At 68.2% G+C, this 25242-nt stretch carries 20 protein-coding genes; 5 read left to right on the forward strand and 15 right to left on the reverse strand.

Annotated elements, in window-relative coordinates; genetic code table 11:
• Nucleotides 1–50: 50 nt before the first annotated feature.
• From pyk to gap, 6 genes are all read right to left on the reverse strand, one after another.
• Nucleotides 51–1517, reverse strand: coding sequence for a pyruvate kinase (gene pyk, locus ACTT2I_RS13970; protein ID WP_019183907.1), 1467 nt, complete (start codon nt 1515–1517; stop codon nt 51–53).
• A gap of 212 nt (nt 1518–1729) precedes the next feature.
• Nucleotides 1730–2371 (reverse strand): HAD-IA family hydrolase, encoded by a 642-nt coding sequence (locus ACTT2I_RS13975; protein ID WP_421099069.1) that lies wholly within the window; start codon nt 2369–2371, stop codon nt 1730–1732.
• Nucleotides 2368–3543 (reverse strand): phosphoglycerate kinase, encoded by a 1176-nt coding sequence (locus ACTT2I_RS13980; RefSeq protein ID WP_088432706.1) that lies wholly within the window; start codon nt 3541–3543, stop codon nt 2368–2370. Before ACTT2I_RS13980 ends, ACTT2I_RS13975 begins: the two co-directional genes overlap by 4 nt.
• A gap of 115 nt (nt 3544–3658) precedes the next feature.
• Nucleotides 3659–5032, reverse strand: coding sequence for a DUF3999 domain-containing protein (locus tag ACTT2I_RS13985; protein ID WP_421099068.1), 1374 nt, complete (start codon nt 5030–5032; stop codon nt 3659–3661).
• The gene (locus ACTT2I_RS13990; RefSeq protein ID WP_421099067.1) at nt 5029–7713 is read right to left on the reverse strand and encodes a DUF2339 domain-containing protein; all 2685 of its coding nucleotides are present in this window, start codon (nt 7711–7713) and stop codon (nt 5029–5031) included. The genes ACTT2I_RS13985 and ACTT2I_RS13990 overlap by 4 nt, the downstream gene beginning before the upstream one ends.
• A gap of 180 nt (nt 7714–7893) precedes the next feature.
• Nucleotides 7894–8895 (reverse strand): type I glyceraldehyde-3-phosphate dehydrogenase, encoded by a 1002-nt coding sequence (gap, locus tag ACTT2I_RS13995; protein WP_019183902.1) that lies wholly within the window; start codon nt 8893–8895, stop codon nt 7894–7896.
• 200 nt (nt 8896–9095) lie between these two features.
• Between gap and ACTT2I_RS14000 the strand changes: the two genes are divergently transcribed.
• Entirely contained in the window at nt 9096–9725 is a 630-nt protein-coding gene (locus ACTT2I_RS14000; protein WP_421099066.1) for an OmpW/AlkL family protein, read from the forward strand.
• A 78-nt stretch (nt 9726–9803) separates the two neighbouring features.
• On the opposite strand, the gene ACTT2I_RS14005 is transcribed toward ACTT2I_RS14000, so the two are convergent.
• The gene (locus tag ACTT2I_RS14005; protein WP_019183900.1) at nt 9804–10502 is read right to left on the reverse strand and encodes an aspartate/glutamate racemase family protein; all 699 of its coding nucleotides are present in this window, start codon (nt 10500–10502) and stop codon (nt 9804–9806) included.
• Nucleotides 10503–10620: 118 nt separating this feature from the next.
• On the opposite strand from ACTT2I_RS14005, the gene ACTT2I_RS14010 reads away from it, so the two are divergent.
• Together ACTT2I_RS14010 and ACTT2I_RS14015 are read left to right on the forward strand one after the other, a co-directional pair.
• Nucleotides 10621–11436 carry a S1/P1 nuclease gene (locus ACTT2I_RS14010; RefSeq protein WP_088432701.1) on the forward strand — a complete coding sequence of 272 codons (816 nt, stop codon included), beginning with the start codon at nt 10621–10623 and terminating at the stop codon, nt 11434–11436.
• A gap of 10 nt (nt 11437–11446) precedes the next feature.
• Nucleotides 11447–12259, forward strand: coding sequence for an MBL fold metallo-hydrolase (locus ACTT2I_RS14015; protein ID WP_088432700.1), 813 nt, complete (start codon nt 11447–11449; stop codon nt 12257–12259).
• A gap of 5 nt (nt 12260–12264) precedes the next feature.
• On the opposite strand, the gene ACTT2I_RS14020 is transcribed toward ACTT2I_RS14015, so the two are convergent.
• Genes ACTT2I_RS14020 through ACTT2I_RS14030 form a run of 3 tightly spaced genes read right to left on the reverse strand, consistent with a single transcriptional unit; the run spans nt 12265 to nt 14397 of the window.
• On the reverse strand, nt 12265–12864 hold the full coding sequence (locus ACTT2I_RS14020) for a hypothetical protein (RefSeq protein WP_421099065.1): 600 nt from the start codon (nt 12862–12864) through the stop codon (nt 12265–12267).
• Nucleotides 12861–14039 (reverse strand): M56 family metallopeptidase, encoded by a 1179-nt coding sequence (locus tag ACTT2I_RS14025; protein ID WP_421099064.1) that lies wholly within the window; start codon nt 14037–14039, stop codon nt 12861–12863. The genes ACTT2I_RS14020 and ACTT2I_RS14025 overlap by 4 nt, the downstream gene beginning before the upstream one ends.
• Nucleotides 14032–14397: a BlaI/MecI/CopY family transcriptional regulator gene (locus tag ACTT2I_RS14030; RefSeq protein ID WP_088432697.1), complete on the reverse strand. Its 366-nt coding sequence runs from the start codon at nt 14395–14397 to the stop codon at nt 14032–14034. The genes ACTT2I_RS14025 and ACTT2I_RS14030 overlap by 8 nt, the downstream gene beginning before the upstream one ends.
• Before the next feature lie 118 nt (nt 14398–14515).
• Between ACTT2I_RS14030 and ACTT2I_RS14035 the strand changes: the two genes are divergently transcribed.
• Nucleotides 14516–15073, forward strand: a complete 558-nt coding sequence (locus tag ACTT2I_RS14035) for a flavin reductase family protein (RefSeq protein WP_421099063.1) — start codon at nt 14516–14518, stop codon at nt 15071–15073.
• Between the two features lie 31 nt (nt 15074–15104).
• Nucleotides 15105–17051: an acetyl-CoA hydrolase/transferase C-terminal domain-containing protein gene (locus tag ACTT2I_RS14040; RefSeq protein WP_421099062.1), complete on the forward strand. Its 1947-nt coding sequence runs from the start codon at nt 15105–15107 to the stop codon at nt 17049–17051.
• Nucleotides 17052–17219: 168 nt separating this feature from the next.
• On the opposite strand, the gene tkt is transcribed toward ACTT2I_RS14040, so the two are convergent.
• The 5 genes from tkt to ACTT2I_RS14065 all read right to left on the reverse strand — a co-directional run bounded on the left by tkt (nt 17220) and on the right by ACTT2I_RS14065 (nt 25241).
• Complete coding sequence (tkt, locus tag ACTT2I_RS14045; RefSeq protein ID WP_088432694.1) at nt 17220–19229, reverse strand: transketolase; 2010 nt, start codon at nt 19227–19229, stop codon at nt 17220–17222.
• A 151-nt stretch (nt 19230–19380) separates the two neighbouring features.
• Nucleotides 19381–20730 carry a dicarboxylate/amino acid:cation symporter gene (locus tag ACTT2I_RS14050; RefSeq protein ID WP_088432693.1) on the reverse strand — a complete coding sequence of 450 codons (1350 nt, stop codon included), beginning with the start codon at nt 20728–20730 and terminating at the stop codon, nt 19381–19383.
• A 67-nt stretch (nt 20731–20797) separates the two neighbouring features.
• Nucleotides 20798–22501, reverse strand: coding sequence for a BatD family protein (locus ACTT2I_RS14055; RefSeq protein WP_421099061.1), 1704 nt, complete (start codon nt 22499–22501; stop codon nt 20798–20800).
• The gene (locus ACTT2I_RS14060) at nt 22498–24246 is read right to left on the reverse strand and encodes a VWA domain-containing protein (RefSeq protein WP_421099060.1); all 1749 of its coding nucleotides are present in this window, start codon (nt 24244–24246) and stop codon (nt 22498–22500) included. Before ACTT2I_RS14060 ends, ACTT2I_RS14055 begins: the two co-directional genes overlap by 4 nt.
• Nucleotides 24243–25241 (reverse strand): vWA domain-containing protein, encoded by a 999-nt coding sequence (locus ACTT2I_RS14065; RefSeq protein WP_421099403.1) that lies wholly within the window; start codon nt 25239–25241, stop codon nt 24243–24245. Before ACTT2I_RS14065 ends, ACTT2I_RS14060 begins: the two co-directional genes overlap by 4 nt.
• Nucleotide 25242 lies beyond the last annotated feature (1 nt).

Here is a 25242-nt window from a genome sequence, read left to right on the forward strand (position 1 = left end):
CCCGCGTGGCCGTGAAGCCACGCGGGTCCGGGTGTTGCGCGGCGGGTCGGTTACAGCTCGCCCAGCCCGCTCGCACGGCCGTCTTCGCCCACTTCCAGCAGGCGCAGCGTGTTGGTGGCGCCATGGGTTTCCATGTGCTCGCCGCTGGTGAAGACCACGCGGTCGCCGCCCTGCAGCTGGTTCGCTTCGAACAGCAGGCGGATGCTGCCGCGGGCGGCTTCGCGCGGGGTCAGGCCGCGGCTGTCGAAGTTGATCGGGAACACATCGCGCATCAGCGCCATCTGGCGGCGGGCGCCGTCGTGGCGGGTCACCGCGAACACCGGCGCCGAAGCACGGAAGCGCGACAGGTAACGCGCGGTGCCACCGGATTCGGTCATCGCCACGATCGCGCGCACGCCCACGTGCTGGGACAGGAACATGGTGGCCATGGCAATCGCCTGGTCGGCCCGTTCCAGGTTGCGCGGCGAGGCGCCGAAATCGGTCTCGGTCTGGAACTGGCGTTCGGCACCCAGGCAGATGCGGGCCATCGCTTCGACCGCCTTGACCGGGTACATGCCGGCGGCGGTTTCAGCCGAGAGCATCACCGCATCGGTACCGTCGATGACCGAGTTGGCCACGTCCAGCACTTCGGCGCGGGTCGGGATCGGGCTTTCGACCATCGACTGCAGCATCTGGGTGGCGGTGATCACCACCTTGTTCTGCGCCAGCGAGGCCTTGATGATCTTCTTCTGCAGGCCCGGCAGTTCGGCATCGCCGATTTCCACGCCCAGATCGCCACGGGCGACCATGACCACGTCGCTGGCGTCGACGATCTCCTCCAGGTTGTCGATCGCTTCGGTGCGCTCGATCTTGGAGACCAGCGCGGCGTAGCAGCCGTGTGACTCGGCGATCTCACGCGCGTCGTTCATGTCCTGCGCGTTGCGGCAGAACGAGACGGCGATGAAGTCCACGCCGATCTTGGCCACGATGCCGATCAGTTCCTTGTCGCGCTCGGTCAGCGCGCCCAGCGACAGGCCACCGCCCTGCTTGTTCAGGCCCTTGCGGTCGGACAGCACGCCATCGTTGAGCACGGTGTTGATGATGCGCTCGCCCTGCACTTCGGTGACCTGCAGCTGCATCAGGCCATCGTCGAGCAGCAGGATGTCACCGGCGGTGACGTCCTGCGGCAGGCCCAGGTAGCTCACGCCCACCTGGGTGGTATCGCCGGCCGGTGCGTTCGGCGAGGCGACCAGGTCGAAGCGGTCACCCGCCTTGAGCTTGATCTTGCCTTCGGCAAAACGCTCGATGCGGATCTTCGGGCCCGGCAGGTCGGCCAGGATGCCCACTTCCACGCCCACGCGGGCGGCAGCGGCACGCACATCGGCGGCGCGCTTGGCCTGGCCGGACGGGTCACCGTGGCTGAAGTTGAGGCGAACCACGTTCACGCCGGCGCGGAAGAGATCCTCCAGCACGCCCGGCGGGTCGGTGGCCGGTCCGAGGGTGGCGAGGATCTTGGTGCGACGCTGACGCTCAATCATGGTTAATGGGCTCCCGTTAAAGGAGCGAAATTAGCACACCCTTCACGTCCCATGAATACGTTTACAGCATTGGCACAGTTGGGTTTCGCTGTTGTCCTGCAGACAGCGCGAGACGGCCGGGCGGACAGCCGATTGGCTCCCTCCCGGCCAGCGCCAGCCCCGGCGGGGCTTTGCGCAGGACATGCGGCGGCGTACGGGACGCCGCCGGGTGCTCAATCGAGCAGCGTGAGCAGGTCATCCGGGGCCTGCGCCAGGTGCGCCGCACCGGCCGCGGTGAGCTCTTCGGCACCGCCGAAGCCCCACAGCACGCCGATATTGCGCAGCCCGTGATGACGCGCGCCTTCGATATCCATGCGCCGGTCGCCGATCATCCAGCACTGCGCCGGGGGGAGCGACAACCGATGCAGCGCCTCGGCGACCAGCTGCGGCTTCTCGCTGCGGCTGCCATCCGGGGTGGCGCCGATCACGTCCTCGAAGCAGTCACCGAACGGCAGGTGCTCGACGATGCGCCGGGCATGCGGCTCGTTCTTGGCGGTGACGATCGCCAGCCGGTGGCCGCGATCCTTCAAGGCCTGCACGACCTGGCCGATCCGCGGGTAGACCTCATGCTCGCGCCAGCCGACCACGTCGAAGCGCTCGCGGTAGTACGTCACCGCCTGCTCGACCTGGGCCGGATCGTTGAACAACGGCGCGAAGCTGGTCCGCAGCGACGGCCCGATCCAGCGCCGCAGTTCGGCCTGCGGCGGGACCGGCTGGCCCATCTGCGTGAGCGCATGCGCCACGCACTGGGTGATCCCGACGGCCGAATTGATCAGCGTGCCGTCGAGATCGAAGAACAGCACATCGCGGCTCACGAGCCGCGGGCCTCCAGCGCGGCGACGGCCGGCAGGGTCTTGCCTTCCAGGAATTCCAGGAACGCGCCACCACCGGTGGAGATGTAGCTCACCTCGCCCGCGATGTCGTACTTGTCGACCGCGGCCAGGGTGTCGCCGCCACCGGCGATCGAGAACGCCGGCGAGGCCGCGATGGCGCGGGCCAGTGCTTCGGTGCCATGGCTGAAGGCCTCGAACTCGAACACGCCGACCGGGCCGTTCCAGACCACGGTGCCGGCCTTGGCGATCAGGCCTGCATAGTGCTGCGCGGTATCCGGGCCGATATCCAGGATCAGGTCATCCTCGGCCACGTCGGCAACGGCCTTCACCGTGGCCTCGGCATCGGGCAGGAACTGCTTGGCCACGACCACGTCGGTCGGCAGCGGGATGTCGGCACCACGCGCCTTGGCATCGGCGACGATCTTCTTCGCGGTGTCCAGCAGGTCCGGCTCATACAGCGACTTGCCGACCGGGTAACCGGCGGCCGCGATGAAGGTGTTGGCGATGCCACCGCCAACGATCAGCTGGTCGACCTTGCCGACCAGGCTGGAGAGCAGCTCGAGCTTGGTGCTGACCTTGCTGCCGGCCACGATCGCCAGCAACGGCTGGGCCGGAGCGAGCAGCGCCTTGGCCAGCGCGTCCAGTTCGGCCATCAGCAGCGGGCCGCCAGCGGCGACCGGCGCGAAGCGGATCACGCCATGGGTGGAGGCCTGTGCACGGTGCGCGGTGCCGAAGGCATCCATCACGAACACATCGCAGAGCGCGGCGTACTTCTTCGCCAGCGCTTCATCGTCCTTGCCTTCGCCGACGTTCATGCGGCAGTTTTCCAGCAGCACGATCGAGCCCGGCGCAACCTGCACGCCATCGACCCAGTCGCGCACCAGCGGCACTTCCACACCGAGCAGCTGCGACAGGCGCAGCGCCACCGGGGCCAGCGATTCGGCTTCACTCCACACGCCTTCCTTCGGACGCCCCAGGTGCGAGGTCACCATCACGGCGGCGCCCTTCTCCAGCGCCAGCTTCAGCGTCGGCAGCGACGCGGTGATGCGCTGCTCGGAAGTGATCTGGCCGTTGTCGATCGGCACGTTCAGATCCTGGCGGATCAGCACGCGCTTGCCGGAGAGATCGAGGTCGGTCATGCGAACGATGGACATAAGCAACTCTTTGGCTCTGAAGAAGGAAGGGCGCCGTGCGGCGCAGACGATCATTGTCCCGGCTGCGACGGTGCATCGCAAACCTCTTAACGGGGACGGGGGTAGTTAAGCGCGCTTAACTGCCCCCGTCCCCGTTAAGACGCGGCTGGCGCAGCAGGCTCACCGCGAACCCGCCGACGATCAGCACGCCGATCACCAGCAGCGCCCACAGCAGCCACTGCTTCCAGTCGCGCTGCGGGGCCAGCGCGGCATCGCCGGCGAGCACTTCCGGTGCGCCCTGCACGGTCGCCTGGGCCGGCTGCCACTGCGCGCCATGCTGCTCGCGCAGCTGCGCGATCACGGTGGCGACCGGCGCGTCCTGGCGCTCGGCGCGCACACTGCCGGCGGCCACCGCGTAGGGCGGCTCGCCCTGGCTGAGGAACACCAGCGCTTCGGGCTGGTAACCGAGCTTGAGCGTCGGCGCGGGCATCGACTGCGGCTGACCTGCGATCAGTTTCCAGTAACGGTCACGCGTGCTGCGCGTCAGCGGCTGGGTCTGCGATTGCCGGCGGTCGGCGGCGTCCTGCAGCTGATAGGCCACCCACGGGCCCGCGCGGACCTGCCACGGCTGGTCGGCGTCGTCGCGGCTCAACAGCGTCCACTGCACCACGCTGTTGTCGGCCGTGGCGATATCCGCCTGCGCGATCGGGAAGCGCCCGTCGAGTTGATACTCGAATTCGCCGGGCTTGCCGGCGGTCCCGGTCAACGACTGCCAGCGCCACGCGATCGCCTGCGCGGCCGGCGCCAGCTCGGCCTGCACGGTGGACAGCGCCGGCAAGGCATCCGCGCCGATCGGCAGGATGCGGAAATACTTGGCCTGGCGCGCGATCTCGATGCGGCGCTGCTGAAGGCGGCGGCCTTCGTGCTGCAGGTCGACCAGCGGCACGTCGTCGGCGATGCGCAGCCAATCGCGCAGATCGTTGCTCATCTCCACGCGAACGCGCGCCTGCAGGGGCGCCTGGGTCTGCCAGTCCAGACGCAGTGCCTGCACACCGGTCTTCAGCGCACTGGCGTCGATCAGCCAGCCCGCCGGTTGCCCCGCCGCGCCACCGCGCCCCAGCCGCGCTTCGACCCGGCGCACGCTGCCATCGGTGTTGCGTTCGGTGAGCAGCTGCAGGTCATCGCCGGAAGTACCGGCCATCGGCGGCAGCGGGAACCAGGACAGCGTCTGCCACTGCGGGGCCTGCGCCAGCGGCTGGTCGGCAGCCAGCAACGCCGAGGGCAATGCCTGGCCCTGCGCGTTGAATACCTGCACATCGGCCAGGCGCGGCGACACCGCGGTGCGGTACACGCCATCGTCCAGCGTCAACCGGTACGCACCGGCCTGCGGCTGCGCAAGCTGCAGCGGCCATTGCTGGCGATAGGCCTGGCGGTCATCGGCCGCCTGGGCCTGGGCCAGCGCCGGCAGCACCAGCGCGGTGAAGAGGATCAGCGGGCGAAAGGTCTTCAAGACTGCGGCTCCACGGCGGGGTCCGGTGCGCGCGGCGGCGCCGGTGCCAGATAGCCCACGACCGTACACAGCAGGCCGTAGGCGATGAAAGAAGAAATCCCGAGCAGGTTGCCCAGGTGCTGGCGGTCGATCAGCACCAGCTTGGCCAGCACCACGCCCATCAGCACCGCGCCGACCAGCCACAGCACGCGTTGCCCGCGACGCGAGCCCCACACCCAGCTGATCACGCCGAGCACGCTCCAGACCACGGTCAGGCTGGTCTGGGCCAGGGTCGAGGACCACAAGCGCTCGTTCCACGGCACCGCGCCCCAGTGATGCACGGCGTGCAGGGTGATGCTGGTCAGGGCGACGAAGCCGGCAATCGCCAGCACCGGGATACGGACCGCACGCAGGCCCTGCGGCGCCTGCGCGGACCACAGCCAGCGCGCGGCGAGCACCAGAACGGCGAGCTGCGCCAGTTCCACCGGGTTGAGCAGCGGCAGCCACGGCAGCGGTGCGGCCCCGGCCGGGACCAGCAACAGGCCCACCCAGCTCGCGCCAAGCACCGCGAACAAGGTGCTCTGCAGCGGCGTACGCATCGGATCGAAGCGCTCGCCCAGCGGCACCGTCAGCCAGTGCCAGCGCGACAGCGCTACCGCGGTGACCAGCAGCCACGGCAGCAGCATCAGGGCCAGGCCCCAGCCCTGCGCCAGCGCGAAGCGGTCGGCCAGCCACAGGCAGGCCAGCGACACCACCGACGGCCACAGCAGCCACCACAGGAACTGCGCCGCCAGCGAGGTGCGGTCTTCCCCCCCGCGCAGGCACCACAGGCTGCGGACGCCGAGCAGCGCGAACACCGCCCACGCCAGCGCGCCATAGCCGGCGAACGGCTGGTCATGCACATCGGCCTGCCACAGCGCCAACGGGAAGGCGGCCAGCACCATCGCCAGCGTGGTCAGCACCAGCGCGCGCGCCGGCCAGCGGCGATGCACTTCAGCGGCCAGCCACGCGGTCACCGCCGCGGCGATCAACAGCGCATCGGGCTCGCTGCGGTGGGCGACGAAGCGCAGGATCTCGTGGCTGATACTACCCAGCCACCACAGCAGGCCCCACAGGTAGTACACGATGGCCGGCGCCTCCTGCTGGGCGCGGCGGTAGCTGAAGGCCGCGGCAAAACCGGCCAGCGCCAGCAGCAGCCCGCTCATGAAGGTCGGGTTCGCAATGGCCGTGGCGTCCAGGTGCCAGTAATCCGCACCGACCACGAAGCCGAACGCGGCCCCCAGGGTCAGCAAGGCGCCAGTGACCTGTGGCAGCCAGCGCTGCTGGCGCAGGCCCAGCCAGGCCAAGGCGGCGCCTTCCAGTGCGAACACGCTGGCGGTGGCGCGTGCAGACAACGCCAGCGGCACCGCCAGCGTGGCGAAGCCGACCGCGAGCACCGCATGCGACTGGCCCAACGCGGCGTAACGTTCGCGCTTGATCAACGCCCATGCCAGGCCCGCATACAACGCCGCCAGCGCCAGCGAGCACAGCGCCAGCAGCAGGCGGTCGTCATGCAGCAGGCCGGCCTGCAGCGAGAACGCGATCAGCGGCGTGCCGAACACCAGGCTGCCATCGATAAGATCGCGTTTTTCCGCACGCTGGCGGCGCGCATAGAGGATCGGGATCAGCAGGTAGAAGGCGAAGAACAGCAGCAGGAACGGCTCGGTGCTGGCGAACTTGTCCGCGCTGTACTGGAGCACGCCCCAGGCCGTACCGATGCCGAAAGTGAAGGCGAAGCCGAGCAGGTTCAGCGCGCGCCACGGGCGCCACCAGGCAATGGCCAGGATCGCGGCGTTGAGCACCGCGTAGTACGAGAACAGCGCGACATGGTTGCCGCTGCCGGTGGACAGCCAGATCGGCGCCATGAAGCCGGCCAGGATGCCAAGCACCGCCAGCGTGCGCGAATTCTGCACCACCGCCAGCACGCCCATGCCGGCGATCAGCAGCACGCTGAGCGCGAACGCCGGCGCGGCCGGCACCAGGTCATAGCGCTTGAACGCGGCGAATATGGTCAGCAACAGGATGCCGATCGCCCCGCCCTGCAGCGCCAGCGCGAACAGGCGCCGGGTATCGCGCTGCACCCAGCCGAATACCAGTCCGGCCAGCGCGGCGACCGCGATGGCGGCCAGGCGCAGCTCGATCGGGGCGTTCAACCAGCCCTGGTCGCTGGCGTACTTGAGCAGCGCGGCCACACCGGCCAGCAGCACCAGCATGCCGATCTTGACCGGCACGTTGCCTTCGGTGAACCACTGTTTGAGGGTGCCGACAATGCGCTCGCCGATGCCGGGACCCTGCGGTTCAACCGGCGCTACCGGCGGCGCGGGCCTGGGCGGAATCGAGGCGGCGAACGGCAGCGGTGGCGGCATGGCGGCCGCCGCGGCGGGTGCAGCCACGGTGTCCGCGGTCTCGACGGGCGTTTCGCCGCCGGGCTGCATGGCGACGTCCAGCGGCGCGGCCACGGTGTCGACGGAGTCGATATCCGCCCAGCGCAGCGGCCGTTCGGGCTCGGCCGGTGCCGGCACGGTCTCCCAGGCAGACCCGGCAGCGCGCTGCTCCAGCGCCGCGACGCGTCGGCGCAGGCCGGCGATCATCACCAGCGCCACGATCAGCAGCAGCGGGATCGCCAGCAGTACCAGCACCAGCAGGACAATCAGAGCTTCCATTCCAGGCCATCCTCAAGAGGTCGCCACGGCTGCACCCGGCAGGCACAGTGCCGGCGGCACGCGGGCCATGCTAATGGATCGGGAGCACAGGCGGGATCAAGGCCGGGGCGGCGCCCGCCTGAAACGACAGACCCCGGCACGGGGCCGGGGTCTGTGGAATGACGCAGGGGTGGCGCTGGCTTACGCCGCGACGACCTTGACCATTTCCAGGCACTTGTTGGAATAGCCCCATTCGTTGTCGTACCAGGACACCAGCTTGACGAAGGTGCCATCCAGCGCGATGCCGGCATCGGCGTCGAACACCGAGGTGTGGGTTTCACCGCGGAAATCGGTCGCCACGACCTTATCTTCGGTGTAGCCCAGAATGCCCTTCAGCGCGCCTTCGCTCTGTGCCTTCACTTCAGCGCAGATCTCGGCGTAGGTGGCTTCCTTCTCCAGCTCGACGGTCAGATCGACCACCGACACGTCCGAGGTCGGCACGCGGAAGCTCATGCCGGTCAGCTTCTTGTTCAATTCCGGGATCACCACGCCCACGGCCTTGGCCGCACCGGTGGAGGACGGAATGATGTTTTCCAGGATGCCACGGCCACCGCGCCAGTCCTTGTTGGACGGGCCATCGACGGTCTTCTGGGTAGCGGTCGCCGCATGCACGGTGGTCATCAGGCCACGCTTGATGCCCCACTTGTCATTGATGACCTTGGCCAGCGGGGCCAGGCAGTTGGTGGTGCACGACGCGTTGGAGACGATCGCCTGGCCGGCGTAGGTCTTGTCGTTCACGCCGAACACGAACATCGGGGTGTCGTCCTTCGACGGTGCCGACAGGATCACCTTCTTGGCGCCCGCATCGATGTGCTTCTGCGCGGTTTCCTTGGTCAGGAACAGGCCGGTGGATTCGATGACGACGTCCACGCCGACTTCGTCCCACTTCAGGTTGGCCGGGTCGCGTTCCTGGGTCAGGCGGATCTTCTTGCCGTTGACCAGCAGGTCGTTGCCGGAAACTTCCACGTCGGCCTTGAAGCGGCCGTGCACGGAGTCGTACTTCAGCATGTACGCCAGGTAGTCCGGCTCCAGCAGATCGTTGATGGCGACGATTTCGATGTCATTGCCGAAGTTCAGCACGGCCGAGCGCAGTACGTTGCGCCCGATGCGACCGAAACCGTTGATGCCAACCTTGATTGCCATGTTCACAAGCTCCTGCAGCCGCGACGGTGCGGCGCCGATGGAAAGGGGCGTTCATTCTAGCAGGGCCGGACCCGGGCAGGCCCGCCGAGGCCGAATGGGAACCGGTTACAACGGCAAATACCCGGATTGATCCGGATCAAGGCGCAACGCGGCGCGGACGGGAAAACTGGCGCCATTCCCACCCGCCACGAGACCGTCTCATGCGCAACCCCTCCCCCCTCCTGCTCTCCTGCCTGGCCGCCGCCCTGGCACTGGCCGCCGCCCCCGCCATGGCCCAGTCCAAGGGTGACTGGACGATCGGTGCCGGCGTGCACCAGGTCGCCCCGAAGTCCAACAACGGCTCGCTGGCCGGCGGCACGCTGAAGGTCGATGTCGACAACGACATCAAGCCGACCATCACCGGTGAGTACTTCATCGCCGACAACCTCGGCATCGAGATCCTGGCCGCACTGCCGTTCAAGCACGACATCAACATCGCCGGCCTGGGCAACGTGGGCAGCACCAAGCACCTGCCGCCGGTGGTCTCGCTGCAGTATCACTTCAACAGCAAGGGCAAGGTCTCCCCGTTCCTGGGCGCCGGCATCAACTACACCACGTTCTTCAGCGAGAAGACCGGCGGCGCGCTGGCCGGCAGCAAGCTGAAGATGGAAGACTCTTGGGGCCTGGCCGCCCATGCCGGTCTGGACTTCGCGATCAATGACAAGGGCTCGCTGCGCGTCGATGTGCGCTGGATGGACATCGACAGCAAGGTCAAGCTCAACGGTGAAAAGATCGGCACCGTCAACATCGACCCGCTCGCCTACGGCGTGTCGTACGTGTTCAAGTTCTGATCGGCGGATCAGAACCCAACAAGGCAACACCCTCGCAGCAAGACAGTTTCCCCGGCTTCGGCCGGGGTTTTTTTTGATTCATCCCGCCAACAGATGTTGGCCCGCCGCCTGCGCATGCAGCGTGGTCGTATCGAACACGGGCACGGGTGCATCCTGCGCGCCGACCAGCAGCATGATCTCCGTGCAGCCCAGGATGATGCCCTGCGCACCGCGATCCACCAGCCGCTGCATGACGGCGCGATACGTCTCGCGCGATGCCGGCAGCACCTGCCCCTGCACCAGCTCCTCATAGATGATCCGGTGCACCGCCGCGCGGTCCTCGGCGTCCGGAACCAGGACCTCCAGGCCATGCGCCTGCGTGAGCCGGCCCGTGTAGAAATCGTGCTCCATCGTGAACGCGGTGCCGAGCAGGCCGATGCGCAGCAACCCGGCGCCCTTGATCGCTTCGGCCGTGGGATCGGCGATGTGCAGCAGTGGAATGGCGATCGCCGCCTGCACCGCATCCGCCATGCGGTGCATGGTGTTGGTGCAGATCACGATGGCGGTGGCCCCGGCACCCTGCAGGCGCTGCGCCGCATCGATCATCCGCTGCGTGGCACTGTCCCAGTCGCCGGCATGCTGCAGCGCTTCGATCTCGGCGAAATCGAACGACCACAGCAGGATCCGACCGGAATGCAGCCCACCCAGCGTGTCACGCACCTGCTCGTTGATCAGGCGGTAGTAATGCGCCGAGCTTTCCCAGCTCATGCCGCCGATCAGGCCAACGATGTGGGCCATGGGGACCTCCTGATTCCGCCCGATGCGGGCACCGGCGAGCCTAGCCGAACCAGGGGGGTGTTGCAGCCGGCCAGATCCCGGCAAGCCCGCGCGCGGCCAGCCCGCTAGAATGCCGCGGATGAAAATGCCTTCCCTGCTTCCGGCCACCGCCCTCGCGCTGGCCCTCACCCTTGTTTCCACCGATGCCCTGGCCTGGGGCGCACAGGGCCACCGCCTGGTGGCGCGGATCGCCGAAACCCGGCTGACCCCGCAGACCCAGGCCGAGGTGGACCGCCTGCTCGCCGCCGAGCCGGACCCGACACTGCACGCCATCGCCCCCTGGGCCGATCAGCTGCGCGCCAAGGACCCGGGCCTGGGCAAGCGCTCGGCCGGCTGGCATTACGTCAATATCGGCGAGGATGATTGCCACTATGAAGTGCAGAAGCACTGCAGGAACGGCAACTGCGTGGTCGAGGCGCTGAAGGCGCAGACCGCGATTCTGGGCGACCGCAGCAAATCCGACGCCGAGCGTGCGCAGGCACTGAAATTCGTCGTGCATTTCGCTGGCGACATCCACCAGCCGATGCATGCCGGCTACGGCCACGACAAAGGTGGCAACGATTTCCAGGTGCAGTTCAACAACCGCGGTACCAACCTGCACTCGCTGTGGGACAGCGGCATGCTGAACGAGCAGACGCTGGATGACGACCAGTACCTCAAGCGCCTGCTGGCCCTGCCCAAGCCGGCGTTCGCAACGCGCTCCAACATCGATGCGGATGCAGTGCAGTGGGCCGAAGCCAGCTGCCGGATCGCCATTGCACCTGGCGTCTACCCGGACAAGCGTACGCTGGAGCCCAGCTATGCGGCGACCTATCGCCCGGTCGCCGAGCGCGAGCTGCGCCTGGCCGGTGAACGTCTGGCGGTGCTGCTCAACGACACCCTGGGCAAACGCTGAGGTCCGCACCATGTCACTGCACGTCGCCAGTTTCTTCCACCCGGACAGTCACACGTTCAGCTATGTGGTGCATGACCCGGCGACGTTGCAGGCAGCGGTGATCGATCCCGTGCTGGATTACGACCCGGACACCGACGCGCTCGGTGCCGGGCCGCTGCAGCCGCTGCTGGCCCATGTGCGCGAGCACGGTCTGCAGGTGCGCTGGCTGCTGGATACCCATGCCCACGCCGACCACGTCAGCGCCGGGCGCTGGCTCAAGCGCCAATGGCCGGACGCGACCCTGGCCATGGGCGCGGGCATCGTGCAGGTGCAGCGCACCTTCGCGCCCCGTTACGCGCTGGATGTGCCGACCGACGGCTCGCAGTTCGATCATCTGTTCGCCGATGGCGAACGCTTCACGCTCGGTGATATCGACGCCGAGGTGATCGCGGTCCCGGGCCATACCAGCGACAGCGTCGCCTATCGGATCGGCGATGCGCTGTTCACCGGCGATTCGCTGTTCATGCCCGACGGCGGCACCGCACGCTGTGACTTCCCGGGCGGCGATGCGGCGCAGCTATACCGTTCGATCCAGCGCTTGCTGGCATTGCCGGACGCAACCCGTGTGTTCATCTGTCACGACTACGGCCCCGGTGGCCGCGAGGTCGCCAACGAGACCACCATCGGCGCGCAGCGCGCGCACAACATCCACCTGCATGACGGCGTCAGCGAAGCCGAGTTCGTGGCCACGCGCCAGGCACGCGATGCCACGCTGGCCGAGCCTAAATTGATGGACCCCTCGGTGAAAGCGAACATCCAGGGCGGTGCCGTTCGCGGCGGATAGGCATCTCACCGCGTCGTGGGCGCAGTGCTTCGCTGCTTCGCCGGCGTCCCGCTGCGCACGGTCGCCTTGCCTTTCACGATTTCGAAGGTGAAGGCATACAGCAGGCTCACCGGCACAGGTTCGATGCGCGCGGCACCCTGGCAATCGCCCCGATCCGCTGGAACCTTCCCCTCCGCGAAGTGACACACCGCTGCGGGCACGTACTGCCAGGCTGCAACCGCATCCTGCGCGGACTGCAACAACGGCGCATTCTCAGGGGCATTGCCAGCGGTGCATTCGTCGCGGTCCTGCACCGGCAGACTTCGCTCCACGCGACCCTGCGCATCGATGACCAACTGCAGGCACACCGTCGTGGGCGCAAGCTCACTGCGCGGATCGCGATCGCCCAGCACGGGGTCCGGACCTGCATTCAGTTGCGGCATCCGGTAACCCTCCGTAGCCTTCAGCTGGTAGCTCGCCACCTGCGCAGCCCCCGTGCCGGTGGTCGGATCCAAGCGCTGGTGACCCACGTTCTCCGCCCGCGTGTCCACTGACGTAAGCGTCTCATGGGTGGCACAGCCAGCCATCAACAGCGTCGCCACTGCCAAGACGGATGACTGCCTCATGGCGTTGGCACCTCATCATCCATGGCGTAGGTGACCGGAATCTTCAGCGCCGAGGCCACCGCCTTGCCATTCCGGATCGCCGGTTCGAAGGTCCACTGTTTCGCGGCAGCGACCGTCGCGTCGTCGAATACACCCGCCGGGCTCGCCTGAAGCACGCGCACATTGGTCGCCCTGCCTTCGGTATCCACGTCCACCCTGACCACGACCTTGCCGACAATGCGCTGCTCGGCCGCCGTTTTCGGGTAGGACGGCGGCGGCATCTTGTGCGCGATCGCATCGCGATCAGCGGCGACCGCGGTGCCCTGGCCCGCCCAGGCCACCGTGCCCAGACCCACGCACATCCCGACCACCAGCACCTGCCCGGTCAACCACGGCAATGTCTTCCGCTTGTGTTCCTTCAACATGGCAATCCGCTCCTTCAACATCGGTTGGCTGCGCCAGTGGCAGGCCATCGGTGCAACCGGGTGGACCAACTGCGCCTTGAGCAGCGCGTTGGCGTAGAGCCGGCGCAGTGCCGGATGCGGATCGACCGTGCGGGCGTCGCAGGCCAGTTCCTGGTCACGCAGGAAACGGCGCGCCGCCCACGGCAGCAACGGGTGGAACCAGAACACGCACCGCAGCGCGGCCAGCGTGGCGTTTGCCCAGGCATCGCCATGACGACGATGGCTGTGTTCGTGGCGCAGGATCAGCTCCTGCTCGGCGGGGCTGAAGCGCTGTTCGAAGTCCGGGCCAACCACGATCCGCGGCCGCCACAAGCCGACCAGCGCCGGCAGGCCCGGATCGCCACTGGCCTGCCAGCTGCCATCCGCGCGCGGTTGCAGCGCGCCCAGGGCATGCTCGAAGCGGCGCTGCGCGCGCCAGCTGATGCCGGCCATCGCCACCGCGCCCAGCAGCCACACGGTCAACAGCAGCAGCGGCCACTGCGAGGCATCGGCCGGCACGCCAGGCGCGCGCAGCGCCGAGGCCATCACCATCACCGGGGCCGTCTCGGTGATCGGCAGCCGCGGCAGCGGCAGGTACGCAGCGATCAGCACCAATGGCAGCAGCCACCAGCTGCGGTAGGCCAGCGCTGCGCCCCCCAGGCGCAGCAGCAGCGGCCGTGCCGCGGCCAGCACCACGGCCGCGAGCGCCAACCACACGCTGGCCTGCAGCAGTCCGTCGAGCAGCTCACTCATGATCCAGCTCCCGGATCAGTTGCTTCAGTTCGGCGATGTCCTGCGCGCTGAGCTCGCCGCGCTGGCTGAAATGCGCGACCAGCGGCGCGACGCGGCCGTCGAACACGCGCTCCAGAAAGCCCTCGCTCTGCTCGGCCACCCAGGCCTGCCGCTGCAGCACGGGCGAGTACAGATAGCGACGCCCCTCGCGGCTGGCACTGACCGCCCCTTTGGTCAGCAGCCGGTTGAGCAGGGTCTTGATGGTAGGCTCGGCCCAGTCACGGCTGGCCAGCGCGGCCACCACATCATCAGCGCCCAGCGGATGGTGCCGCCACAGCACCTCCATCACGACGGCTTCGGCTTCACTGATCTGGCTCATCATTTACATCCGTAATCGACAATTCGATTACGCCCGTAATCGAAACGGGTGTCAACCCCTTCGACAGCCGGTTCATGCAGGCGCTGAGAGCATCGGCGCATGCCCCGCGGAGCCCTCGATGAGACGCTACCGAAAATTCGATTACCCGGTGGACGATGTGCGCCGCTTCCTGGAACCCGGCCCGGTCGTGCTGATCAGCTCGGCCTGGAAAGGCCAGCGCAACATCATGACGCTGGGCTGGCACATGGTGCTGGAGTTCACGCCCTCGCGCCTGGCGACCATGATTTCCACCGGCAACCATAGTTTCGAGCTGATCCGCCGCAGCGGCGAATGCGTCATCAATGTACCCACCGCGGAGATGCTCGATACGGTGGTGGGCATCGGCAACAGCAGCGGCGCGGAGATCGACAAGTTCGCGCACTTCGGGCTGGAGGCGGTCGCCGCCAGCGAGGTTGCGGCCCCCTTGATCGCCCAGTGCCACGCCAGTTTCGAGTGCCGGCTGGCGGATCGAAGCCAGATCAAACGGCATGGGCTGTTCATCTGGGAGGTGGTCAAAGCGCACGTCGCGCGCTCGCCGAAAGTGCCGCGCACGGTGCATTACCGCGGCGATGGCCAGTTCATGCTCGCCAGTGATGAGGTCTCGCGTCGCCGTCTGTTCAAACCGGAAATGCTGTAATGACCCGCATGATTTCGCAGGATAGCGCCGCATGACCGAACACCTGACCGACCTGGACGCCGCCGTCGACTGGCTGCTGCAGCGGGTCGATGGCCCCCTGCGCATTGGCGCCCCACTCGCGCTGGGCAAGCCGCACCGGCTGCTCAACGCCCTGTATGCCCGGGTGGAAAACGATCCCTCGCGGCCGCTGCAGCTGTATACCGCCCTGTCGCTGAACCCGCCGCGCGGCGGTGCCGGGCTGGAAGCCCGCTTCATGAAGCCGTTCGCCGAGCGTCATTTCGGTGCGGACTTCCCGCGCCTGGCCTATGCCGATGCCATGGTGCGCGACCAGCTGCCAGCGCATGTGCAGGTGGAAGAGTTCTACATGCAGTCCGGGGCATTGCTCAATTCCTCGCAGGCCCAGCGCAGCTACACCAGCCTCAACTACACGCACGCCGCCGATGCGGTCGCCCAGCGCGCGCCGCAGGCGATCGTGCAGAAAGTGGCGATGCGTGCGAACGACCGGCGCCTGTCGCTGTCGTGCAACAACGACATCACCCAGGACACGCTGGATGCGATGGTCGCGCGCGGGCTGCCACGCCCGTTGATGATCGCCGAGATCGATCCGCAGCTGCCGTACCTGGCCGGTTCGGCCACGGTGGATGTGTCGTTCTTCGATCTGGTGATCACGCCACCGGCCCCGTATCCGGACCTGTTCGGCCTGCCGCGCCAACCGGTGAGCGATGCCGATTACGCAATCGGCCTGTACGCCAGCACGCTGGTGCGCGATGGCGGGACCCTGCAGATCGGCATCGGCACGCTGGCTGATGCGCTCAGCCATGCGCTGGTGCTGCGGCATACCGACAACGCACGCTACCGCCAGATCCTGCAGGCCCTGGATCCGGCGTTGGCCAGCCACCCGACGGTGCTTGAATGCGGTGGCCTGGAGCCATTCGAGATCGGCCTGTACGGCTGCAGTGAGATGCTCAACGAAGGCTTCCGTCGGCTGGTCCAGACCGGCGTGATCCGGCGCAAAGTGCATGACGATCTGGCGTTGCTGCAGCGGATCGAGAACGGCACCGCCTGGACCACCGATTACGCCACGCTCGAAGCCGAGGGCGAGTACCTGCACGGCGCGTTCTATCTGGGCTCGCCGGAGTTCTACCAGTGGCTTCGCGACCTGCCCGATGACGAGCGCAGCGCGATCGGCATGCGCCGGATCAGCGAGATCAACCAGCTTTACGGTGGCGATGAAACGCTGGAACGGATGCAGCGTCGCGATGCGCGCTTCTTCAACTCCTGCATGATGGCCACCGCGCTGGGCGCGGCCGTCTCCGATGCACTGGAAGACGGGCGCGTGGTCTCCGGCGTGGGTGGCCAGTACAACTTCGTGGCGATGGCGCATGCCCTGCCCGGCGCACGCAGTGCGCTCATCTTCCGCGCCACCCGCGAGGACAAAGGCGTGCTGCACTCCAACGTGCGCTGGAACTACGGGCACACCACGATCCCGCGGCATCTGCGCGATCTCTACATCAACGAGTACGGCATCGCCGACCTGCGCAACATGACCGACGAGGACTGCGTGATCGCGATGGCCACGATCACCGATGCGCAGTTCCAGGCCGCGCTGTTGGACAAGGCGAAAGCGTCGAAGAAGCTGGCGACCGGTTTCGCTCCGTCCGGGGATGGCCAGCGCAACACTGCCGCGGCGGTCAGCGCGGCGCTGGCACCGTTCCGCCAGTCCGGCCTGCTGCCGGATTACCCGCTGGGCAGTGATTTCACCGAAGTGGAGCAGCACCTGGTCAAGGCGCTGGGCTGGCTCAGGCAGAACACGCAGACGCCGATGGCCAAGCTGCGCACGGTGCTGGCTGCGGTGACGCAACCGGCCGGCGATGGCGATCAGGCCTACCTGCAGCGGATGGGGCTGGAAGCGCCGAAGACGTTCGGCGAACGCATCGAAGCGCGGCTGCTGCGGCTGGGTTTGGCGCGCACCGCATGATGCGCAGTACCCTGGCACGCGGGCAGTACCGGCCGCGGGCCGGCGCGCGCCAGGCCAGGGCAGATTGCAGCGGATCGCGCCCGCCATGACGCCAGAACGAAGAAGGCCGGCTTTCGCCGGCCTTCCGTTTACTGGCGCCGAGCAGGGCTCGACGCCCTCCAGCGGCGATCAGTTCGCCAGCTGCGCCTTGGCCGCAGCCACGACGTGCTCGGCGGTGATGCCGAAGTGCTTGTACAGCGCTTCCGCCGGGGCCGAGGCACCGAAGGTGTCGATACCGACCACGGCACCGTCCAGGCCCACGTACTGGCGCCAGAAGCCGGTGACGCCGGCTTCCACGGCCACGCGGTTGCGCACCGCATTGGGCAGCACGGATTCGCGGTACGCCGCGTCCTGGCGCTCGAACACGTCGGTGGACGGCATCGACACCACGCGGGTCTTGATGCCGGCCGCCTCCAGCTCCGCCTTGGCGGTCACGGCCAGGCCCACTTCCGAACCGGTGCCGATCAGGATCACGTCCGGCACGCCGCCTTCGGCGTCGGCCAGCACGTAGCCACCGCGCGCGATCTGGGCGACCTGCTCGGTGCTGCGCGGCTGGTGCGGCAGGTTCTGGCGGCTGAAGACCAGGCAGCTCGGGCCGTCCTTGCGGGTGATCGCCGACTTCCAGCTGACCGCCGATTCGACCGCATCGCACGGGCGCCACACATCGTTGTTCGGGATGTAGCGCAGCGAGGCCAGGTGCTCCACCGGCTGGTGGGTCGGGCCGTCTTCGCCGAGGCCGATCGAGTCGTGCGTGTACACGTGGATCGCGTGGGCCGGGATCAGCGCGCTCATGCGCACGCCGTTGCGGGCGTAATCGCTGAACACCAGGAAGGTGGCGTCGAACGGAATGAACCCGCCATGCAGGGCCAGGCCGTTGGCGATCGCGGTCATGCCGAACTCGCGCACGCCGTAGTAGACGTAGTTGGCGTTCGGGTCATCGGTGGCGACCGACTTGCTGGCCTTCCACAGGGTCAGGTTGGAGTGCGCCAGATCGGCCGAACCACCCACCAGTTCCGGCAGCAGCGGCGCGAAGGCTTCGATCGCCAGCTGCGAGGCCTTGCGCGAGGCGATGGTCTGGCCGTCGGCCTGGACCTGGGCGATGTAGGCATCGGCCTTGGCGATGAAATCGGCCGGCAGCTCGCCATGCGAACGGCGGATCAGCTCATCGGCTTCGGCCGGGTACTGCGCGGCGTACTTGTCGAACTGCTGTTCCCACTCGGCCTGGCGCAGGGTGCCGGTACCGCCGGCACGCCAGCCGGCGTAGATCTCTTCGGGGATCTCGAACGGGCCGTACGGCCAGCCCAGCTGCTTGCGGGTGGCCTCCAGTTCATCCTTGCCCAGCGGGGCGCCATGGCTGGATTCCTTGCCGGCCTTGTTCGGCGAACCGAAACCAATCGTGGTGCGGCAGCAGATCAGGGTCGGCTTGTCGAACTGCGACAGCGCGCTGTCGATGGCGGACTTGATGCTTTCCGGATCGTGGCCATCGACGCCGCGCACCACGTTCCAGCCATAGGCTTCGAAACGCTCGGGGGTGTTGTCGGTGAACCAGCCATCGGTGTTGCCGTCGATGGAGATGTGGTTGTCGTCCCAGAAGCAGACCAGCTTGGACAGGCCCCAGGTGCCGGCCAGCGAGGCGGCTTCATGCGAGATGCCTTCCATCAGGCAGCCATCGCCCAGGAACACCCAGGTGCGGTGGTCGACGATCTCGTGTTCCGGGCGGTTGTAGCGCTGTGCCAGCAGCTTCTCGGCCAGGGCGAAGCCCACGGCGTTGGCCAGACCCTGACCCAGCGGACCGGTGGTCGTCTCCACGCCGGGGGTTTCATGGTGCTCCGGGTGGCCGGCGGTCTTGCTGCCCAGCTGGCGGAACTGCTTGAGCTGTTCGATCGGCAGGTCGTAGCCGCTCAGGTGCAGCAGTGCGTACTGCAGCATCGAGCCGTGGCCGTTGGACAGCACGAAGCGGTCGCGGTTGAACCACTTCGGATTCTTCGGGTTGTGACGGAGATAGTCGTTCCAGAGCACTTCGGCGATATCGGCCATGCCCATCGGCATGCCGGGATGACCGGACTTGGCGGTTTCGACCGCATCAGCGGCAAGGAAGCGGATGGCATTGGCCAACTGGCGGCGGGTAGGCTGCGTCATGGTTCTGTCGGAGTCGGGAGGCTCCCGCGGAGCTGCGGGCAGCCCATTGTCCCACAGGTGATCGGCGGGGTCAGGCCGGAGACAGGCCAGGCCCTTAACGACGACGCCCCGCACAAAGCGGGGCGTCGGGAACCAGCAGGGCGGCGCAGGCTCAGTCGCGCGGGGCCGGAGCAGGCGCCGGGGCCGGGGCCACCGCGGCCACTGCCGGGCCATCGTCCACCTCGCCCTTGGCCACCAGGGTGGTCAGGGCCAGATCGCCGGTGACGTTCAGCGCGGTACGGCACATGTCCAGGAAGTGGTTCACGCCCAGGATCAGGCCGATGCCCAGCGGGTTCACGCCGACCATGGCGCAGATCATCGCCACCACCGGCAGCGAACCCGAGGGCACGCCGGCCGTGCCGATGCCGCCCAGGATGCAGACCGCCATCACCATGAACTGCTGGCCGATGCTCAGGTCCACGCCGAAGAACTGTGCCAGGAAGATCACCGTCACGCCCTCGAACAGCGCGGTGCCGTTCTGGTTGGCGGTGGCGCCCACGGTCAGCACGAAGCGCGAGACCTTCTGCGGCAGGCCCATCTGATCGGCCACGCGCAGCGCGGTCGGCAGGGTGGCGTTGCTGGAGGCGGTCGAGAAGGCCATCACCGTGGCCTCCTGGGTGTCACGGAAGAACGCCAGCGGCGAACGGCCGGAGAGCCACACGGCCACGCCGTAGGTCACCACCATGTGCAGGCCCAGCGCCAGCACCACCACGCCCACGTAGGCGCCCAGGCGGATGATCAGCTCGAAACCGAACAACGCGGCCAGGTTGAACATGAAGCAGGCCACCGCGTACGGGGCCAGGCGGATGACCAGGTTGATCAGGGTCATCGAGATTTCGAAGATGCCTTCGATGGCCCGACGCAGCGGCGCGACCTTCGCTTCGTCGGTCAGCACCATGCCGATGCCGAACATCAGCGCGAAGAACATCAGCGAAAGGATCGCACCGTTGCTCGACGCGGCCTCGACCACGTTGCTCGGCACGATCGACAGCAGCATGTCCATGCCCTTGGGCGTGCCATGGATACCGGCAACGATTTCCTTGCTGCGCTCGGCGTTCTCGGTGAGCATCTGCGCGGCCACGACCGGGTCTACGCCCGCGCCGGGCTTGAGCACGTTGACCAGCACCAGGCCGATGCCCACGGCGATGCCGGAAAGCAGGATGGTGTAGGCCAGCGTCTTCCAGCCGATGCGGCCGAGGGCGCGGATGTCGCCCATTTCCGACACACCCATGATCAGCGCCGAGAAGATCAGCGGCACGATCAGCATGAAGATCAGATTGAGGAACAGGCCCGAGGCCGGGGTGGTGACGTAATCCATCACCCACTTGGCGCCGGTATGCAGGCCGTCGATGCTGCCGCCGAGGGCATGGACGGTCAGCCCCAGGACCAGGCCGATGATGAAGCCAATGCCCATTTTCCAATGCAAAGGCAGTTTCTGCCGGGTCGTTGCGGCCTCAGTCATGGAGCGGCGTTCCTCGAAAAAATGAAATCAGCTTAGCAAAGGCGGCCGCTCGGACCGACACGCCTTTTTATGAATGCGCAGATGGGTACAACGGCGCCAGGCCATTGTTCTGCGGGGCCGCCGGGGCCCGCCAGTGTGGTCCGTCATGGAAGGCACGCCGCAGCTCCTGCCGTGCCTGGCCGACATCGCCGCCCTGCCCGCCCCAGCGGACCTGCTGCATCTGCACCAACGCGCCGCGCTGCTGCGCGTCGTCGAGGCGCTCCAGCACCTGCTCCAGGGTCTGCACCCCGCCCATCCCGGCCAGTACCGCGATGATCTCGTCGATGCCGCCGGCATCCATGGCCCGGCGCAGGTCGGCACGGGTGTAGGCACTTGCCGTCGAAGCAGCCGGCACCAAGCCGGGGGCGCTCCGCGCGATCACCGGACGACCGCGTCGGCGCCAGCCCCAGACCAGGGTCAGCAGCCACAGCACGGCCAGGCCGGCGGACAGCGCGATCCAGCCCCACGGCCGTGGCGCGCCCTGCGCCGGCGCCAGCTGCAGATCGGTGGAGGCAGCAGCCGGTTCGCCCGGCAGGGCAGATGTGGTGTCCACCGGCAGGGGCGGCGCGGCATTGCCGCCCACGCCGGCAGCGATGTCCAGCTGAAGGTCCGGCAGGCTGGCGTTGCGCGGCTGGCCGGCGGCCACATCCCACCACGCCATGCGCAGCCCCGGCACCGTCAGCGAGCCGGGCTGGCGCGGCACGATCGCAAAGCGCCGGGTCGCCTTGAGCTGCGGGGTGCTGCCGTTGAAGGTTTCATCGAACTGCGGCGGCTCGGCGAAGACCTGTGCACCCGGCCCGACATCGGGCACCGGCAACTCCGGGAACTGCGCCTTGGTGGCGCCTTCGGCCACGGCCTCGACCACGATGGTGGCCGCTTCACCCGCACGCCCGGTGGTGGGCGCGGCGGTGTAGCGCAGGCGCAGCCCGTGCAGCGGCAGCCACGGTTGCGGCGCAGAGGCGGGCTGCGCCTGGACCTGCAGCGTGCGCTCGGCCGAGGCGGCGCGCAGGCGGCCATCGCCGCCGAACATGTCATTGAAGAAACCGCCGGCGCTGCGCCCGTTGAACTGGGCGGCCGGCAGCACCAGCGCCCCGCTGCGCTCGGGGATCAACAGGAAGCGCCGTTCCACCACGTTGTAGCGGCGGCCGTTGACCTCGCGCACCAGCGTGCGGTCTTCGCCCACCCGCTGCAGCGAGGCACCGGCCGGTGTGTCCAGCACCAGTTCGCCACTGAGCAGTTGCGCGGCGTAGAACAGGCGCACCACCACACCGACGCTCTGCTGCACGTATGGTGTGGGATCGTCGACCTCGGTTTCGAGGAAGGCCGCGGCAGTGCCATTGGCCGCCGCGGGAGCGGACGCACTGCTGGCGCCGACCTGCAGGGTCAGGGGCTGGGTACGGCTGCCGCCCACCTGCAGGGCGGGAATCTGCAGGGTGCCGGTCCGCTTCGGGCTGAGCGCCACCGCATACAGCGCACGCGAGGTCATCGCGCCATTGCTCCACTGCACCTGGCGGCTGCTGGTCTGGCTGCTGAGATCGAAGTCGCTCCGCAGCGGGCCATAGTCCGGCGCACCGCCGCCCGCATCGGATTCGATGTTGAGGGTGACGGTGTCGCTGTCGGTGATCTGTTCGCGATCAAGCCACGCGCGGGTCTGCGCGTGCGCGGTCATGCTCGCGCACAGCAGCAGGGCGAGCCCGGCGCGCAACCAGCGCTGTATCGTGGAATGTGTCATCGCCCTTCCCGTTTCCTGCGTTCGTTTTCCAGCTGGAACTTGGCCCGCAACAGGCTGCCCGGATCATCCGGCACCCGCCGCATCCATGCCTCCACCGCCTGCTGCTGCTCGCGCTGCTGCGGGGTGCCGCTGACCTGGCCCTGGGCCTTGTCGTTGCCGTCGTTCCTCCCCTGGCGCTGCATCGCCTGCTGCATGCGCTCGCGCTGGGCCGCGTCGGCCTCGGCCTGCGCCTGGCTGTCGGCGGCCTGCGGCGACGTGCTGCCCTGGGATGGGCCATCTTTCGGCTCACCGGAGGCGGGGGGTGGCGACTGGCCCTGTTCGCCCTTGTCCTGCGGCGGCGACGCGTCGCCATTCTGGCCCTGGCCCGGCTTCTTGCCCGGATCAGGTTTCTCAGGCGGCGGATTCCTGCCGTCCTTCTGATCGTTGTTCTGATCGTTGTTCTGTGGCGGCCTGCGCTTGCGGGCGGCATCGACTGCGGCGCGGTTGGCCACCGCATCCGCCATGCCCGGATGCTTCTTCAGCGCACGGTCGTAGGCCTCGATGGCGGCATCGTATTGCCCCTGCCGCGCCAACGCGTTGCCGAGGTTGTACCAGCCTGCATCGGTATCGATGCCCTCGAACTGCTGCTGCGCGCCCTTGAAGTCGCCCTTGTGGTACGCATCCACGCCGGTGGACAGGCGCTGCTGATCGACCTGGTCGGCGCGTTGCCACCACGTTCCCTCGGCGGCGTGTGCCGTCGTCGGCAGCGTCATCGGCAGTGCCGCCATCATCGCCAGCACCGCCAGCGCGCCGCGCCGACGGAACGCGAACAGGGCCAGCAGCATCAGCGGCGGCAGCAGCCAGAACCCTTCATCGCGCCACGTGCGGCCCTGCCCTTCGCGGCTGTCATCGGCACTGACCCGCGGGGTCAACACGTCCAGCGCGGCCAGGTCCGTGTCATCGGAGGCGATACGCGCATAGCGGCCGCCGCCACGATTGGCGACACCCCGCAACGTGCCCTCTTCCAGCCGCGCCGGCACGATCTGGCCTTCGCCATTGCGATAGGCCGCGCCCTGCGGCGTACCCAGCCCGAGCACGGAGACCACGAAGCCCTGCGCGCGTGCCGAGGCGGCCGCCTGCTCGGCATCGGCATCGGCGCGGTCGGTCAACAGCAGAATGTCGCCGCCGCGTGCGCCGGATTGCTGCAGCAGCTTCACCGCCGTCTCCAGTGCGCGGTCGGCGCGCTGGCCATCGCGTGGCATCACGTCCGGTGCCAGCGCATCCAGGTACAGCGCGACATTGGCCATGTCGTCGGTCAGCGGGGCGACCGTGTAGGCATCATCGGCATACACCAGCAACGCGACTTCGCCACCTTGGCGCTCGCGCAGCAGGGTGGCCAGCTTGGCGCGCGCCTGCAGCAGGCGCGAAGGGGGCAGATCGGTAGCGGTGACCCGCGACGAGAGATCCAGCGCGACCACCAGTGGCGAGGGCGTCTGCCACAGCGGCTGGGCGACCTGCCGCCACGAGGGACCGGCCAACGCCACGATGGCGATCGCCGTGCCGAGCAGCAGCAGGATCAAGCCACCCCATGCGCGGCGGTCGCGGCCGACCAGCAGATGGCGCAGCAGATGCGCATCCACCGTCTGGCGCCAGACATTGGCCCGGCGCCGCCGCAGCCACCAGACCGCCACCAGCAGCGGCAGCGCGAGCAGCGCCCACAACGCATCGGGGCGGACGAAATGCAGGGCGTTCCAGCTCATGCTCATGTCCAGCGCCTCGGCAACAACCACGCCAAACCGGCCAGCAGCAATGCCAGTGCCAGCGGCGGCGCGTAGCGCTCGATCCGCGGCCGTACCGCCGGCCCGGCCGACGTGACCGGCTCCAGCCGTTCCAGCTCGGCATAGATGCCGGCCAGCTCATCGGTATTGCGCGCGCGGAACGAGCGCCCGCCGGTGAGCTCGGCAATCCTGTTCAAGGTCGCTTCGTCGACCGGGTCTTCGCCGGGCGCGATCTGCACGCCGAACAGACTGATGCCGCCATCGCCGCCAAAGGCCACGGTATAGACGCGCACGCCTTCGGCCTGGGCCAGCTCGGCCGCGCGCAGCGGTTCAAGCACACCGGCATTGCTGACACCGTCGGTGAGCAGGATCAGCACGCGCTGTCCTTCCGGCTGTTCGCGCAGGCGCTTGACCGCCAGCGCGATCGCATCGCCGATGGCGGTCTCGCGCCCGGCCAGGCCGACCACGCTGTCGCGCAGCTGATCGCGCACGCTGGTGAGGTCGGCGGTCAAGGGCGTCAGCGTATAGGCGCGCTCGCCGAAGATCAGCAGGCCGACGCGGTCGCCGACGCGGCGGTCGAGGAAGTCGGCGAGCACGGCCTTGGCTGCGGTCAGCCGCTCGACCACCTGGTTGCCGAGCATCATGTCCGCCTCGCTCATGCTGCCGGAGACGTCCACCGCCAGCATCATCTGCCGGCCCTGCTGGGGCGGCGTCACCGCTTCACCCAGCTGCTGCGGCCGCGCGGCGGCCACGCACAGGCAGGCCCAGGCCAACCAGAGCAGCGCGCCCCCCAGCCGTGGCCCGGCACCGGCCGCGGCGGCGCCGAGCGACTGCAGCTGATCGGCGGCATACGGCACCCGCAACGCGGCACCGGCGCCCGGCCGCGATGGCCACCAGCGCATCAGGATCGGCAACGGCAGCGCCCACAGCATCCACGGCCACGCCAGGCTGTCCACCCAGTTCAACCAGGTGGGCAAAGTCATC

Source organism: Stenotrophomonas sp. PUT21, from assembly GCF_052232875.1.
Lineage (GTDB): Bacteria > Pseudomonadota > Gammaproteobacteria > Xanthomonadales > Xanthomonadaceae > Stenotrophomonas > Stenotrophomonas maltophilia_N.